At 60.0% G+C, this 14889-nt stretch carries 15 protein-coding genes; 4 read left to right on the forward strand and 11 right to left on the reverse strand.

Translation table 11 applies throughout. The features are described from left to right. Together MKFW12EY_RS21045 and MKFW12EY_RS21050 are read right to left on the reverse strand one after the other, a co-directional pair. Nucleotides 1-669: a MotA/TolQ/ExbB proton channel family protein gene (locus MKFW12EY_RS21045; protein ID WP_054762871.1), complete on the reverse strand. Its 669-nt coding sequence runs from the start codon at nt 667-669 to the stop codon at nt 1-3. Nucleotides 670-687: 18 nt separating this feature from the next. Then, the gene (locus MKFW12EY_RS21050) at nt 688-1479 is read right to left on the reverse strand and encodes an energy transducer TonB (RefSeq protein ID WP_082881039.1); all 792 of its coding nucleotides are present in this window, start codon (nt 1477-1479) and stop codon (nt 688-690) included. Between the two features lie 225 nt (nt 1480-1704). Here MKFW12EY_RS21050 and MKFW12EY_RS21055 point away from each other — a divergent pair, with 225 nt between their 5' ends. Next, nucleotides 1705-3588 (forward strand): potassium transporter Kup, encoded by a 1884-nt coding sequence (locus tag MKFW12EY_RS21055; RefSeq protein WP_221053710.1) that lies wholly within the window; start codon nt 1705-1707, stop codon nt 3586-3588. 14 nt (nt 3589-3602) lie between these two features. Here the strand turns inward: MKFW12EY_RS21055 and MKFW12EY_RS21060 are convergent, their stop codons facing one another. Together MKFW12EY_RS21060 and MKFW12EY_RS21065 are read right to left on the reverse strand one after the other, a co-directional pair. Next, nucleotides 3603-4058, reverse strand: coding sequence for a hypothetical protein (locus MKFW12EY_RS21060; RefSeq protein WP_064024094.1), 456 nt, complete (start codon nt 4056-4058; stop codon nt 3603-3605). Between the two features lie 72 nt (nt 4059-4130). Beyond that, on the reverse strand, nt 4131-5006 hold the full coding sequence (locus MKFW12EY_RS21065) for a fumarylacetoacetate hydrolase family protein (RefSeq protein ID WP_054763355.1): 876 nt from the start codon (nt 5004-5006) through the stop codon (nt 4131-4133). A 151-nt stretch (nt 5007-5157) separates the two neighbouring features. Here MKFW12EY_RS21065 and trpE point away from each other — a divergent pair, with 151 nt between their 5' ends. Further along, on the forward strand, nt 5158-6642 hold the full coding sequence (gene trpE, locus MKFW12EY_RS21070) for an anthranilate synthase component I (protein WP_054763359.1): 1485 nt from the start codon (nt 5158-5160) through the stop codon (nt 6640-6642). After that, nucleotides 6639-7229, forward strand: coding sequence for an anthranilate synthase component II (locus MKFW12EY_RS21075; protein ID WP_054763356.1), 591 nt, complete (start codon nt 6639-6641; stop codon nt 7227-7229). The genes trpE and MKFW12EY_RS21075 overlap by 4 nt, the downstream gene beginning before the upstream one ends. A gap of 21 nt (nt 7230-7250) precedes the next feature. Here the strand turns inward: MKFW12EY_RS21075 and MKFW12EY_RS21080 are convergent, their stop codons facing one another. Then, complete coding sequence (locus MKFW12EY_RS21080) at nt 7251-7724, reverse strand: Lrp/AsnC family transcriptional regulator (protein ID WP_221053711.1); 474 nt, start codon at nt 7722-7724, stop codon at nt 7251-7253. Between the two features lie 159 nt (nt 7725-7883). Here MKFW12EY_RS21080 and leuA point away from each other — a divergent pair, with 159 nt between their 5' ends. Further along, nucleotides 7884-9545, forward strand: coding sequence for a 2-isopropylmalate synthase (gene leuA / locus MKFW12EY_RS21085; RefSeq protein ID WP_221053712.1), 1662 nt, complete (start codon nt 7884-7886; stop codon nt 9543-9545). Here the strand turns inward: leuA and MKFW12EY_RS21090 are convergent. The 6 genes from MKFW12EY_RS21090 to MKFW12EY_RS21115 form a co-directional block, all read right to left on the reverse strand. Beyond that, a complete protein-coding gene (locus tag MKFW12EY_RS21090) occupies nt 9526-10134 on the reverse strand; it encodes a uracil-DNA glycosylase family protein (RefSeq protein WP_425334033.1) in 609 nt (202 codons plus the stop codon). The genes leuA and MKFW12EY_RS21090 overlap by 20 nt on opposite strands. A gap of 6 nt (nt 10135-10140) precedes the next feature. Next, on the reverse strand, nt 10141-10908 hold the full coding sequence (locus MKFW12EY_RS21095; protein WP_054763357.1) for an exodeoxyribonuclease III: 768 nt from the start codon (nt 10906-10908) through the stop codon (nt 10141-10143). 91 nt (nt 10909-10999) lie between these two features. Beyond that, nucleotides 11000-11749 carry a methylenetetrahydrofolate reductase gene (locus tag MKFW12EY_RS21100; RefSeq protein WP_054763358.1) on the reverse strand — a complete coding sequence of 250 codons (750 nt, stop codon included), beginning with the start codon at nt 11747-11749 and terminating at the stop codon, nt 11000-11002. 44 nt (nt 11750-11793) lie between these two features. Continuing rightward, nucleotides 11794-12225 (reverse strand): winged helix-turn-helix domain-containing protein, encoded by a 432-nt coding sequence (locus MKFW12EY_RS21105; RefSeq protein ID WP_245006381.1) that lies wholly within the window; start codon nt 12223-12225, stop codon nt 11794-11796. Between the two features lie 101 nt (nt 12226-12326). Beyond that, nucleotides 12327-14012: a ShlB/FhaC/HecB family hemolysin secretion/activation protein gene (locus MKFW12EY_RS21110; protein ID WP_221053713.1), complete on the reverse strand. Its 1686-nt coding sequence runs from the start codon at nt 14010-14012 to the stop codon at nt 12327-12329. Continuing rightward, nucleotides 14009-14887, reverse strand: a complete 879-nt coding sequence (locus MKFW12EY_RS21115) for a hypothetical protein (RefSeq protein WP_221053714.1) — start codon at nt 14885-14887, stop codon at nt 14009-14011. Before MKFW12EY_RS21115 ends, MKFW12EY_RS21110 begins: the two co-directional genes overlap by 4 nt. Nucleotides 14888-14889 lie beyond the last annotated feature (2 nt).

Below are 14889 nucleotides of genomic sequence, written 5' to 3' on the forward strand. Positions count from 1 at the left end.
TTACTCCTTGTTTTTACCGTTGTCGCCAAAGGCGATATGCAGAAAGCCGTCCACGAAATTTTCCAGCGACGCCCGATGGTGCTTGGCGCGCCTCAGGAAAAAATTGTAGGCCAAGACTGCAGGAACCGCTACCGCGATACCGATGGCCGTGGCGATCAAAGCGTCGCCGATCGGGCCGGCCACAACGTCGAGGCTGGCCGAGCCGCTGGCGCTGATGTCGTGCATCGCGTGCATGATGCCCAATACGGTACCGAATAAACCGACGAACGGCGCCGTGCTGCCGATGCTGGCGAGCATAGTCAGGCCGCTTTCCATCCGGCGTTGCTCGTCCTGGGTTTGTTTACGCAGGGTTTGTTCCAGCAAGTCTTGGGGCGAACCGCGGAATTTCAGGCTGGCGCAGGTCTCCGGGTGGCTCATTTCCGCCAACCAGGCAAAACCGCATTGGGCGATGCGGGCTTTCGGGCCGCGCGCGGTCTCGGCGGGCAATTGTTCGGCGGCTTTCAAATCGGCCGAGTCCCAAAAAGCGGCGTTGTACTTTTTGTTGTAATAGTTGTTTTTGGCGAATTGCCAAATTTTAAACAGAATCAAAGTCCAGGTTATCAGCGAAAACACCACCAATGTGTACAGCGTGGCGTCGATAACAGCTTCCGGGGCTATATGGTAAGGCATTACTCTCTCCGAGTTTTATTATTCACGTAGTGTAAAAATGATTGGCACGATCACCGAACTGGCCACCGGCGTTTCACCGCGCTTGGCCGGAATGAATTTCCATTTTTTGACGGCCTCTACCGCCGATTCGTCCAGTATTTCGTGGCCGCTGCTCTGATCCACCGCGACCGCATCGCTCAGGCCTTCCGCGGAAACCTGGACCTTTAACAGCACTTTACCCTGCCAACCGCGGCTTTTCGCGATCATCGGGTATTCCGGCTTCGGATTGTGCGCATAGTTGGCGCGGAAATTGGCTTCGGTAAATTGTTCGGCGTGAGTCGGCACGCTGCTCGCGGCGGTGGCCGGGGCGCTGGGTGCGCTCGGCGCGGTAACCGGAGTCGGCTGCGGCTCGGCCGGGGCTTCCACCGGCGCAAATTCCGGCGCTTTTTGCACAATCGGCGGCGGCGCCTTCTTCGGCACCGGTTTCGGCTGCGGTTTTTTCGGCGGCGGCTTTTTCTCCGGCGGCGGAGGGGCGGGCGGTGGCGGCGCGGCACTGGGTTTCGGCGCCGACATCGCTATCATCGACACTTCCATGACCAACGGTTGGGCCTGGGTCAATTTTTCTTCCGGTTGCAACAGTTGCTGCAGGCCCCAAATGTGCAATAACAGCACCAAGACCGCTAGCAGCCGCAGCATGCTGGCGGGCCGTTCTTCGCCGAACAGGCTCCGCCAAAACCAATGTTGACCGCGCTCCCCCGTTTGCCCCGCACCGCCGAAGGATACCAAGTGATTTTCCGGCAAAGCATCTTCGTGGTTTTTAAATAAAAACATATAGGCTGTTCGATACAAAAATATGCGCGATTGGTTTTTTAATCATACATTGTATGTTATTAGTTCCCCCCGCGTCAGCCGCATCTGGGGCGACTGGCGTGGCCGAATATAGACTAAGACGTTTCAGAACCTTAAATCCCCACTACCATCCTTTGCCATTGGCGGCAAAATCGCGAACTGTGGCATAATTTTCAAGCCCGTCCTCCCTTCTTTCCGATTTTTTCTATGCCCGCAAAACAATCCCAGACCAAGGAGCAAATCGCTGCGTTGGCCTTTAGCGCCATCGGCGTCGTATTCGGCGATATAGGCACCAGCCCGTTATATGCCATTAAAGAGGTATTTCACGGCGGCTTGCCTACCGATACGGTTCACGTGCTAGGCGTGTTGTCGCTGATTTTCTGGGCCATCACGCTGGTGGTGACGACCAAATACGCCATCTTCATCATGCGCGCGGACAATAAGGGCGAAGGCGGGATTATGGCTTTGATGGCGCTGGCTTTGCACGGCTCCAAAGACAACACGGAGCGCAAGCTGTTCATCGTCACGATAGGCTTGCTCGGGGCGGCGCTGTTCTACGGCGACAGCATGATCACGCCGGCCATTTCAGTGCTGAGTGCCGTGGAGGGTTTGCGGATCGTCGCCCCCAGGCTGGAGAGCTTTGTTACGCCGATCACGATCCTGGTGTTGGCCATGCTGTTCATCATCCAGGCCAAAGGTACGGGCCGGGTCGGCCGCATGTTTGCGCCGGTGATGTGTTTTTGGTTTGCAGCCCTGGCCCTGCTCGGCATCGTCAATATCGTCCAGCATCCGGACGTGCTGATGGCAATCAATCCTTATTACGCCGCGAATCTGCTGCTCGAAATCGGCTGGAAAGGCTTTGTCATCATGGGAGCCGTGGTGCTGGCGATTACCGGCGCCGAGGCACTGTACGCCGACATGGGCCATTTCGGTTTGAAACCGATCCGCTATGCTTGGTTCGGTTTCGTGTTCCCGGCGCTGTTGTTGAATTATCTGGGCCAGGGCGCCTTGTTGATCGGCAACCCGAAGGCGGTGGAGAATCCGTTCTTTTTGATGGCGCCGCAGTGGGCATCTTATCCGTTGTTGGTTCTGGCTACGCTGTCCACCGTGATCGCATCGCAAGCCGTGATTTCCGGCGCCTTTTCCGTCACCCGCCAAGCCATCCAGTTGGGCTATTGCCCGCGGATGAACATTCGCCATACTTCCGGCGACGAAATGGGCCAAGTATTCGTGCCGACCATCAACTGGCTGTTGATGGTGTCGGTGTTCATTTTGGTACTCAGCTTTAAATCTTCGTCGGCACTCGCCTCGGCTTACGGCATCGCCGTGACCGGCACCATGATCGTCGACACGATATTGGCGTTCATCGTGATCCAGGGCTTGTGGCAATGGAACAAGCCCACCAGCATTCTGTTTCTTTCGACGTTCTTGATCATCGACTTGCTGTTTCTGTCCTCCAACAGCCTGAAAATTCCGCACGGCGGCTGGCTGCCGCTGGTGGTCGGTACCGTGCTGTTCTTGGTGATGACCACCTGGATCAAGGGCAAACAACTGCTGGCGCGCTATCTGGACGAACGCCGGGTATTGTTCGAGGATTTGGAAGAGCGCTTGCGCGACCGGCCGCCGGCCACCGTACCCGGTACCGCGATTTATATGGCGCGCAACGTGCACGGCGTGCCGCAGGTTTTGCTGCACAACCTGGAGCACAATCACGTCATTCACGAGAAAGTGATCGTACTGACCATCGTCACTCGCGAGGAGCCTTACGTGGAAGAGGCGCAGCGGGTCAAAATCCGCTCGTTCGGCGACAGCGGCAATTTTTACCGGGTCAAGTTGTATTTCGGCTTTCAGGAAGAGCAGGACGTCCGTCGTGCCTTGCAACTTTGCTGTCACGAAGGCCTGGATATCAACCAGAAAACCGTGTCGTTTTTTATCGGTAGCGAGCGGCTGTCATTCCGCCGCAAAAGTCCGATGCCGAAATGGCGACGCTCGCTGTTCAGTTTCCTGACTCACAATTCCAGCAGCGCGATCGAGTATTTCAAAATCCCGGTCGAACGCGTGATCGAGTTGGGGATTCGGATCGAGTTGTAAACCCTGCGCCGCGGCTACCGGTCGCGGCGTCCGCGCCAACCGCCCGGCCGGCTATCGCCGTTGCCGCGCTCGCGCCATTCCCTGCGGCCACCGGCTTCGGCCGGTTCCGGCCGCGCCATCAACGAGTTTCCGCGCCAGGAAGAGCGGTCCGGCTGCTGATCGTGCCTATCGTGGTCCGGCGAACGCCTGCCCCAGTCGCCGCGACGGTCGTCGTGACGGTCGAAATCGGGCCGGCGCCAGTCATGGTGGTCGCGATGGTCGTGAACTCGGCCTTGAGGCAGGTAGTAGCGGCCGTAAGTGATGGTCGTGCTCGGGGTGTAATAGCTCGAACCGTAACTTTGGTAATAACCCGGAGTCGAGTAACCGGAGCCGTAACCGTAACTCGAATAGCCGCGTTGGTAATAGCCGGTCGCGCAACCCGACACGGCAATGGCTAGGATCGAAATAACGACGACTCTTAAGGTTTTCATGACTGCCTCTTGGCTGTTGGGCCCTCTTGATTTAAGTTGGCTTCAGCTTACCGAGGCAGACTTAATCGGTGCTTAAACTTGCGGTCCGGCCAAATAATTCTCCGGCTCCACGGCGACCGGATTGGTCAACGTGCCGATGCCTTCGATTTCGATGCGCACGATTTGTCCCGGCTTCAAATAACCGCGCGGTTTCATCTTCACGCCGACACCGGCCGGCGTGCCGGTGCTGATCACGTCGCCGGGTTCCAGGGTCATGACTTGGCTCAGATAAGCGATCAACTCGTAGCAATTGAAAATCATCTCGCCGGTGTTGGCGTTTTGGCGCAATTCGGCGTCGACCCAAGTTTTCAGGCTCAGATTATGCGGATCGGCGATTTCGTCGGCGGTGACCAGCCACGGGCCGAGCGGGCCGTGGGTATCGAACGACTTGCCCAGGGTCCAGGTCGGCGTACGGGCCTGCCAGTCGCGCACCGTGACGTCGTTGCAAATGGTATAGCCGGCAATCACTGCGTTGGCGCGTTCGGCGGAGACGTTTTTGCAGCGTTTGCCGATGACCAGCGCCAGCTCGCCTTCGTAATCGACTTTATCCGAAACCGGCGGCAGGTGGATCGCCGCACCGGGGCCGATCACGCAGGTGCCTTGCTTGGTAAAAAACGTCGGGTATTCCGGCTTTTCCAGACCGGTTTCGCCGATATGGTCGGCGTAATTCAAACCCACGCCCAACAATTTGCCGGGACGCGGGATCGGCGCCAGCAATTGCACCTCAGCCAACGACTTGCCGGCAGCGCCGCTATCGATCAAGGCCTGTAACGCCCGTTGCGCCGACGCGCCCGCCGCCAGAAACTCCAACATGTCGTTGGGCAAACCGGCGCCTGCCGCTATCACCTGTTCGCCTACTACCGCACCGATTTTGCGTTCGCCGTTGTCCAGAAAAGTCGCCAGTTTCATTCGTGCTATCCCGTCCCAAAAACCTGCCATTCTAGCCGATCGGCTGCCAATTCGCGGCAAGCCGGCGTTGGCGTTCGCCGCCCGTCGCGTTGTGGGTTACAATCGCGGCTTGATTGTCCGCGGCCTGGCCGCCCCATTTCGAGTTCCACCGATGACACCCGCCCAATTTGCCGATTACGCCCAACAGGGCTATAACCGCATCCCGGTCTGGCGCGAAGTTTTAGCCGACCTGGACACGCCGCTCAGCGCTTATTTGAAGCTGGCCGACGGCGCCTATTCTTATCTGTTCGAATCGGTGCATGGCGGCGAACAATGGGGGCGTTACTCTATCATCGGTCTGCCTTGCCATACCCGGATCAAAATCAGCGGCAAGCGGATAACGGTCGAGGCTGAGGGCGCCGACAGCGAAGCCTTCGAGCATAGCCAACCGTTACAGTGGATAGAAGAATTCCGCCAACAATATAAAGTGCCGGACGTGCCCGGTCTGCCGCGTTTCAACGGCGGCCTGGTCGGTTACTTCGGTTACGAGACCATCGGTTACATCGAGCCGCGGTTGCAAGCGTCGGCCAAACCCGATCCGATCGGCGCGCCGGACATTCTGTTGATGGTATCCCAGGATTTGCTGGTGTTCGACAACCTGTCCGGCAAGATGCTGTTATTGACTCACGCCGACCCGGCCCACGATAACGCTTACCATAACGCCAAGGCCCGTTTGGATCGGCTGGTGGAAAAGTTGCGCAAGCCGCACGCCCACCCGCAACCGCACGCCGCGACCAAGCACGTGCAGGAAGCCGACTTCGTCTCCGGCTTTACCCAACAGGGATTCGAAGACGCGGTCATGAAAGTCAAACAATACATCACCGACGGCGATTGCATGCAGGTAGTGTTGTCGCAGCGGATGTCGATTCCGTTCCAGGCCGCGCCGCTGGATTTGTACCGGGCTTTGCGTTGCCTGAATCCGTCGCCGTACATGTTTTTCATGAATCTGGGCGATTTGCACGTGGTCGGCTCGTCGCCGGAAATTTTGGTACGACTGGAAGACAACGAAGTCACGGTCAGGCCGATTGCCGGCACCCGCAAACGCGGCGAAACCCACGAGCAGGATCTGGAGCTGGAAAAAGAACTGCTCGCCGATCCGAAAGAAATCGCCGAGCATCTGATGCTGATCGACCTGGGCCGCAACGATACCGGCCGGGTCGCCAAAATCGGCAGCGTCAAACTGACCGATAAAATGATCGTCGAACGCTATTCGCACGTGATGCACATCGTTTCGAATGTCACCGGCGAGTTGCAGGAAGGCAAGAATGCCTTCGACGTGTTGGCGGCGACTTTTCCGGCCGGCACCGTTAGCGGCGCGCCCAAGATTCGGGCGATGGAAATCATCGACGAATTGGAGCCGGTCAAGCGCGGCATTTATTCCGGCGCGGTCGGTTACATTTCCTGGTCCGGCAATCTGGATACCGCGATTGCGATCCGCACCGCCGTCATCAAGGATCAAACCCTGCACATTCAAGCCGGCGCCGGCATCGTCTACGACTCGATTCCGCGCAACGAATGGGATGAAACAATGAACAAAGGCCGCGCGGTATTCCGCGCCGTCAGCATGGCCGAAGCCGGCCTCGGAGGCAAAGCATGAGCGGCGTCAGATTGGTGATGGTCGACAACTACGATTCCTTCACCTACAACCTGGTGCAATATTTCGGCGAACTCGGCGCCCAGGTGGTGGTGGTACGCAACGACGAAGTCACGGTGGAGGATATCGAAGGGTTGCGTCCGGACAAAATCGTCATTTCCCCCGGCCCCTGCACACCCAAAGAAGCCGGCATTTCTGTAGAAACCATCCACCGCTACGCCGGCAAATACCCGATCCTGGGCGTTTGTCTGGGTCACCAGAGCATAGGCTACGCCTTCGGCGGCAACATCATCCACGCCAAGCAGATCATGCACGGCAAGGTGTCGCCGGTGTATCACAAAGATTTGGGCGTGTTCAAAGGCTTGAGCAACCCGTTCACCGCCACCCGCTACCACTCGTTGGTCATCGAACAGGCCACGCTGCCGGATTGTCTGGAAGTGACGGCCTGGACCCAGGACGACGCCGGCAATATCGACGAAATCATGGGCGTGCGCCACAAAACCCTGGACATCGAAGGCGTGCAATTCCACCCCGAGTCGATTCTGACCGAGCATGGCCACGACATGCTCAGGAATTTTCTGCAGCGCTGACGAATCCGGCCGCGGCCGGTTTTATCCCGCGGCGCCCACCGCAAACGCCGTCTTATCGACGACTCGGCGCAATACGAAGCTGGAATGCACGCCGCTGACACCGGGAATGCCGGTGATGCGTTTCAGCAGCAATTCCTGGTAAGCGTCCAAATCCTTGACCGCGACCTTGAGCTGGTAATCGGCGGCCTGGCCGGTAATCAACAGGCATTCCATGACTTCCGGAATTTCGGCGACGGCGACTTCGAAAGAAGCAAAGCGCTCCGGCGTATGCCGGTCCATCGAAATCTGGATTAAGGCCGTCAGGCTGAGGCCCAAGGCCTTGGCATCCAGCAATGCCCGATAGCCGACGATCAGGCCGGCCTCCTCCAGCGCCCGCACTCGGCGCAAACACGGCGACGGCGACAGGCCGATGCGGTCGGCCAATTCCTGATTGCTGATCCGGCCGTCCGTTTGCAAAATCTCCAAAATCTGCCGGTCGTAGCGATCCAATTCCATAAAATTCCGCTCAATCTTAAAAATGCACAATTAATTTAAACATATGAAATTAAATTGGCAATATTCCTCCAATTTATCGTTCAATCAAGACTAACAACGCAATCGCCTGCGCGTCGATTTGGCCTATCGTATCGCCAACCGAAACGCAGGAGACCAGCGATGTTAAGCAACCCTTCTTTGAAATACCGCCCGTTCCCGCCGGTCGCGTTGGCCGACCGGCAATGGCCCAACCGCAGCATCACCCGTGCACCGATCTGGATGAGCACCGACTTGCGCGACGGCAACCAGGCTTTGTTCGAGCCGATGAATGCCGCGCGCAAATTGCGCTTATTCGAGACGCTGTGCGGCATCGGTTTCAAACAAATCGAAGTGGCGTTTCCGTCGGCGTCGCAGACCGATTTCGACTTCGTCCGCCAACTGATTACCGAACACCGAATTCCGGACGACGTGACAATAGAAGTACTGAGCCATGCCCGCGCGCCGCTGTTGCGCCGCACCGTCGACAGCTTGCGCGGCGCCCGCAGCGCAATCGTGCATATCGTCAACGCCACCTCGCAACCGTTCCGCGAGCTGGTATTGGGCATGAGCCAAGCTGAAGTGCTGGCGATGGCGGTCGATGCAGTGCGCTTGGTCAAGGACTTGACCGCCGCGCAACCGGACACCGATTGGCGTTTGCAATATAGCCTGGAAACTTTCACTGCCACCGAGCTGGATTACGCGCTGGCAGTGGCCGACGCGGTGGTCGAAGCCTGGGGTGCGACGCCGGATAACAAGCTGATTTTGAACCTGCCGTCCTCGGTGGAAAACGCAACGCCGAACGTCTATGCCGACCAGATCGAATGGATGCACCGCCGCATCGCTCGCCGCGACAGCGTGGTGTTGAGCGTGCATCCGCACAACGACCGGGGTACAGCGGTGGCCGCCGCCGAATTGGCGCTGATGGCCGGGGCGGAACGGGTCGAAGGCTGTTTGTTCGGCAACGGCGAGCGTACCGGCAACGTCGACTTGGTGACCTTGGCCTTGAATTTGTACACCCAGGGCATCGCGCCGGGCCTGGATTTTTCCGACATCGACGCGGTGGCGCGCAGTTTCGAAGCCTGTACCGGTTTGACGGTACCGCCGCGCCAGCCTTACGCCGGCGACTTGGTGTTCACGGCGTTTTCCGGTTCGCATCAGGACGCGATCAAGAAAGGCTTCACCGCGCAAACGGCGGACGCTGTGTGGAACGTGCCGTATTTGCCGTTCGATCCGGCCGACGTCGGCCGCGGCTACGACGCGGTGATCCGGGTTAACAGCCAGTCCGGCAAGGGCGGCATTGCCCATTTACTGGAAAACCACTACGGCCTGGTGTTGCCGCGCCGGTTGCAGGTGGAATTCGCGCAAGTGGTTCAGCGCCAGGCCGATGCGGAAGGCGGCGAAATCGGCCACGCGCAAATCTGGCGCTTGTTCAAGGCCGCGTATTTGGAGGCGAACGCACCGCTGCTTTACCTCGGCCACCGCTTGAGCGATAGCGCCGGCGGCCAGCGGATTGAATTGGATCTGCATTGGCGCGGCGTAGCGCGGTGTTTGGTTGGCGCAGGCAACGGCCCGCTGGATGCGGCGGTCGCCGCGTTGGCGGCGCTGGACTACGCTGTCACCATCCGCAGTTATGAAGAACGCTCGCTCGGCCCCAGCCACCACGGCGGCGATGCCCAGGCCTGCGCCTTCGTCGAACTGGCCGGACCGGACTCGCGTACTGGCTACGGCGTCGGTATCGACGACAACTTGGTCACGGCCTCGATCAAGGCGCTGGTCAGCGGCATCAATCGTTTGGTCGGATAGCTTGCCAGGCCGGATGGCGCTCGATCGCCGCCAGGGCCTCGGCCAGCAAACCGATGCCCGGCTCGGTCCGGTGCCAGGTCGAGGCGCCGGACGGGTGCGGCAGCGGGATCAGGTCGGCGACGTGGCCGTAGGCCTCGACCCGAAATTGCTTGCCGATCACCTCGCTGAGCTTGTCGGCCTGCAACCATTGCCGGATCGCCAGTTTGCCGACCGGAATGATCAATTGCGGTTGCAATAGCTCGATTTCGGCACGCAGCCATGCCGCACAATGGTCGATTTCGGCCGGGTTCGGCACCCGGTCGCCGCCGCCGGCCTGTTTGCCGGGGAAGCAACGGCACACCGCCGCCATGTACAGCCGTTGCCGGACCTGCTCTTCGCTTAGTCCCAGCCGGCCGAACCAGCCGAATAAGGTTTTGCCGGCGGTCCAGGCGAACGGTTTGCCGAACTGGCCTTCCTTGCCGCCGGGCGCCTGGCCGATCAGCATCACCTTCGACAACACCGGCTGGCAGCATACCACCGGCCCGACCATGTCCGGACAGCGCCGGCAAGCCAGCAACTGTTCGCGGTGAGCGTGTAGCGCGGCTAACACTCGGCTTTAAGCCGGCTTGATCTCGATGCCGACCGGGCAGTGGTCGGAGCCGGCGATTTCCGGCAGGATGAAGGCGCTGCTTATGCTCGGCAGCAACGGCTCGCTGGCCAGCATATAGTCGATCCGCCAACCGATGTTCTTTTCGCGGGCGTTGGCGCGGTAACTCCACCAACTGTATGCCACCGTGTCGGGGTGGAAATGGCGGAAGCTATCAACCAGACCGCGCCCCAGAATGCCGCCGAAGCCGTCGATCTCGGCCTGGGTATAGCCGGCCGATTTGTTGTAGTTGGCCTTGGGCCGGGCGATGTCGATGGCTTGGTGGGCGACGTTGAAGTCGCCGCCGACGATGACCGGCTTGCGGCTTTGCAAGTCGGCCAGATAATCAGCGAATGCTTGGTCCCAGGTTTGCCGGTAATCCAGCCGGGATAAGCCGTCGCCGGAATTGGGGACATAAACGTTGACCAAATAAAAACCTTCGTATTCTGCGGCGATAACCCGACCTTCCGAATCGTGATCGGTCTGGCCGATGTCGCGCAGAATCTGCAAAGGCTGCTGCCGGCACAGCAGCGCGACGCCGGAATAGCCCTTGCGCTCGGCCGAATTGGCGTGAACGTGGTAACCGTCTATGCCGGCCAAGGCTTGGGCGACCTGATCTTCCTGGGCCTTGGTTTCTTGCAGCAAGATGCAATCGGCGTCGATTCGAGCCAGAGTTTCGGCAAAACCTTTGCCTTGCACGGCGCGAATGCCGTTAACGTTCCAGGAGACGATTTTCATGGACTTGATGGATGGAGTTGCGACCGGCTTATTCTAAGCGCTGAAGGGGCAAAGGTCATGAGGAACCGGCCCGAACTCGCCGCGGCTGGCGTTATTGCGCCGTATCGAAACGGATCCGCTGAAAATATTTGGCCAAATCGATCCGGATCGGCATGAAATAGACGTGCAAACCGGTCTCGGCGGCAGTGGCGATCAGATTATTGGCGAACTCGACGTTCCAGTCGTAATCCGGGCGAAAACTCTTCGGGAATTTGACCCGGTTTTTCACTTCCCAGTAGTTTTGCGAGGCCTGGGTCGTGATCGGACTGATGCCGATGTAGGTTTCCAGGCCTTGCATATGCTCGGCATAAATCTCGACCATGCGCGGATCGTAAAACGGCTGTGAGAAAAAACCGGTGGCACCGGCATCGGCCTTGCGCCAGATATAGTCGCACTCGTCCTGCAAGCCCTGGCGATGCGGGTCGAAACCGGCGTAAATGTTCAACTCCGGAAAGCGGCTGCGCACGGCGCGAATCAAATCGACCACGTCGGTATTGTAAAACGCCCGTTTCAAGCCCTCGGGCGGATCGCCGGTTACCAGCAAGACGCTGTCCAGGCCGTATTCCTCGATGATGCGGAACAATTCGCCGCTTTCGATTTTGAAGTCGATGGCCCGGAAATGCGGAATGAAGCGGTATTTATCGCGGTCGATGCGGGTTGCCAACTGCCAACTGCGGGTGTCGAAGCGCTGGATGTCCGGCACGTTGATAATGTTGATGCCGCCGCTCAGGGTTTGCACAAAGGCGTATTGTTCGTCAAAAGCCGCCAGGCTTCTAGGGACGATTTCGAAAGAAATGTTCATGCAGGTGGTGAAGATGGTTGGTCTATTGATTCTTGGCGGCAATTTCAACCGGCCGTTCGCTGTTCCGGTATTTCGTCCTCGAGCGGTATGGCGTCCTGTTTGTTAGCCATCATGCCGGAGAACAGCGGCAGATAGGCGTTGGCGGAATGGTTGACGGCATCGACCATTTTCAAATATTGCTCCAGAACCTGTTCTCCCATCGGCGTCAGCACCGTGCCGCCGCCGTGGCGGCCGCCTTTCGCGGCATGCACCAACGGCTCCGCGAAGCTGCGGTTCATCACGTCCACCAGCAGCCAGGCCCGACGGTAACTCATGTTCATGGACTTACCTGCCGCCATGATGGAGCCGGTTTTGCGAATAGCCGCCAGCAGTTCCGCCTTACCCGGCCCCATCGCAATTTCCTGGTTATGCATCAGGCGTACCGTGATTTTTAATTGCGGCAGCAGGGCATCCGCATCGGTCTTGGTAGGTTTCATGGCTTGGCAACGGACGAAAACGACTAAGGGTTGGCATGATACATCGCCGACCGCTTTAATTCTAAATAGTATCTGCCGCAATGCAATATTCGGCCGCCCCCTCAAAACTCATAAGCCATCCTAAAATCGAGGCGTTGTTGTCCGATGTCGACGGTGCCGTGGGAATGGAACGGGTAGGCCCAGTCCAGTTCGCCGCTCAGGCGTTTCAGCAGTTGCAGCCTGAGGCCGATGCCGGCCGCGGCCAGGGTTTCGCTGGCCGGGGTCGGTGCAATCGGCGCATCGGTCCACAGGTGGGCCCAGTCGATGAAGCCGAGCAGGCGCAGGTTTTGCGCGGTGTCGATCTCATTCGGCAGCAGGTGCGGGCTGTACAGCTCCAGCGACAGGTTGACGCCGTGGTCGCCCAGCACCTGGGTCTGGTGGTAGCCCCTGACGCTGAGCGGGCCGCCGGCCGAGAACTGTTCGTTGCTGATCAGTTTCGCCATGCTGGCCTGGCCGCCGGCGCGGGCTTGCAGCCGAAAGTCTCCCGGCAGTTGCTGTTGGTGTTTCAGCTCGGCGGTCAGGTAGAGGAAATTGGGCGTGGCGCCGGCGCGTTTGCTTTCGAACTGCTCGGCGTCGTTGCCCAGGCCGCGGAAGCTGAAGTGGCCGCTCAGGTTCAGGCTGCTGGCATAACCGTCGCCGCGGCGGACGCCGTCGTAACCGGCGACGAAGGCGGCGTAGCTGATCGGGCTGCCGCTGCCGGCGAACTGGGCGATCTGCTGGTCGAAGCTCTTGTAATCCACGCCGAAGTTGAGGCTGTGCAGCACGCCGTCGCTGGCGCCGTCCAGCGGTTTCACCAGGCGGGCGCCGTAGATGGAACCGGCGCCGACCACCGACAGGCCGCCGACGTTGACGCCGAGCTGGGTGCTGGAGCTGATGCCGATGCCGTACAGCGCCAGCCGGGTGTCGGCCCAGCCGGTCGGCAGCACGTAGGTGCCGGACCAGACTTCGACTTCTTCGGCGTTTTGCGGCGAGACCTGGTATTGCACCGAAGCACTGTGGAACTTCTGCCACAGGTTGTCGTAGCGCAAGCTGCCTTGCAGCCGGGTGTAGCTGGTATGTTCCGAGTTGCGGCTGTTCAGCTCCAGACTGCCGTGCAGCGGCAGTTCGTCCTTGACCTTCAGTTCCACTTCCATCTTGCCCGGGGTCGAGCCGGCGCGGAACACCGGCGTGATCGAGCGGTCGCCGGATTGCTTGGCCAGCGCGTTGATCTGTTCCTGCACCTGCGGCATATGCGGCGCCCGGCCCTCGGCCAGGGCTGGCACCCCGGCGCGGATCTTGCCCAAGTCGAAATAGCGCGAACCGCTGATGTGCAAGGTCTCGATACTGCCCTCCACCACTTGCAGCCTGACGCTGGCCTCGTTGACGTCCTGTTCCGGGATCGACACCACCACGGTCGGGTAACCGGCGGCGCGGTAGGCCTGCTCCAGCGCGGCCCGGGCCTGTTCCACATCGGCCACGGTTTTCTCCGGCCCCAGATAGGGATACACCGCCTGTTCCAGAGTTTCGTCGTCGAGCAGGCTGTTGCCGTCGATCTGAAAGTCCAGCACGTCGAAGCGCGGCTGCGCTTCGCCGGCCCATTGCGTGGCGGTGTCGGCGGCGTCCTTTCCGGTACCGGCTGCGGCCGCGCTGTCGCCGCGGGCGGCCTCGCCGGGCGGCGTTGGCGCCGGCGGCGGCGCGGCATCGGCTGCGCTAGCGAGCAGACAGCAGGCGGCCAGCCAGGCCGGCGTTAACGGTTGGCAGCGTTTCATTGCCCAGCCCCCCGATTGACAGGCGTTTGTGGCGATGCCACTGCGGATTCGCTGTCACCCAGCGGCACTGCGGCTGAGGACGCTGCGGTTGCGCTGGCCGCTTCTGCCGGCTGCCCGCCGGCGCTATCGGCGCCAGGCTCGGCGCGGGTGGCGGTGTCGATGGGCTCTGACGCTTCCTGCGCCGGCTCGGCCGCGGCCTGGCCGGCCGCTAACGCCGCACCGGCCTCGAACGGCGTCACTTTCAACTGCTTGAGCTGATAACGGTATGCCTCGGCCCGGTTTTGGCTGTCGACCTTGGCGATGCCGGTGAGCGGTTCCAGTTCCGCCAGTTGCTGCCACAGGCCTTTCTGTTCGTATTGCTCGACCACTTTTTGGTTCAGCTCGCGCAACTGTTGGTTCAGTTGGCCGCATTGGCCGATCCACTGCTCCCGTTCCTGCACCGCCTGCACCAACAATTGGTTGTCGTCGCGAATGGCGCGGGCTTTGGCCACCACATCGTTGTGTTTTTGCACCAGGGCCTGTTCGCGCTGGCGCTGCTGGCTGAGCTGGCTTTCCAGGCTGGTTTTGACCGCTTCCAAGCCGTTTTTATAGCGCGCGACTTCGCCTTGCAGCGGCGCCAGTTGCGCCACGGCGGCTTCCAGGCTTTTCAGCTTGGCTTCCAGACCGGCCTTTTCGTTGAGCCAGGCCGCTTTCTCGGCTTCCAGCGCTTGCTTTTCCTGGCTGAGCTGGCGGATCAGGCCTTGGGCCTTTTTGATCGCGTCGCCGCCGGGGACGGCGGCTTTGGGTTCGGCGTCACTGGTTTCAATGCCGGCCAACAGCAGTAGCAGGCATAACGGCGGGACATAAATCCAGCGCCAGGGTTGTTGCTTAGCCATCG

This window comes from Methylomonas koyamae (assembly GCF_019669905.1).
GTDB classification, from domain to species: domain Bacteria; phylum Pseudomonadota; class Gammaproteobacteria; order Methylococcales; family Methylomonadaceae; genus Methylomonas; species Methylomonas koyamae.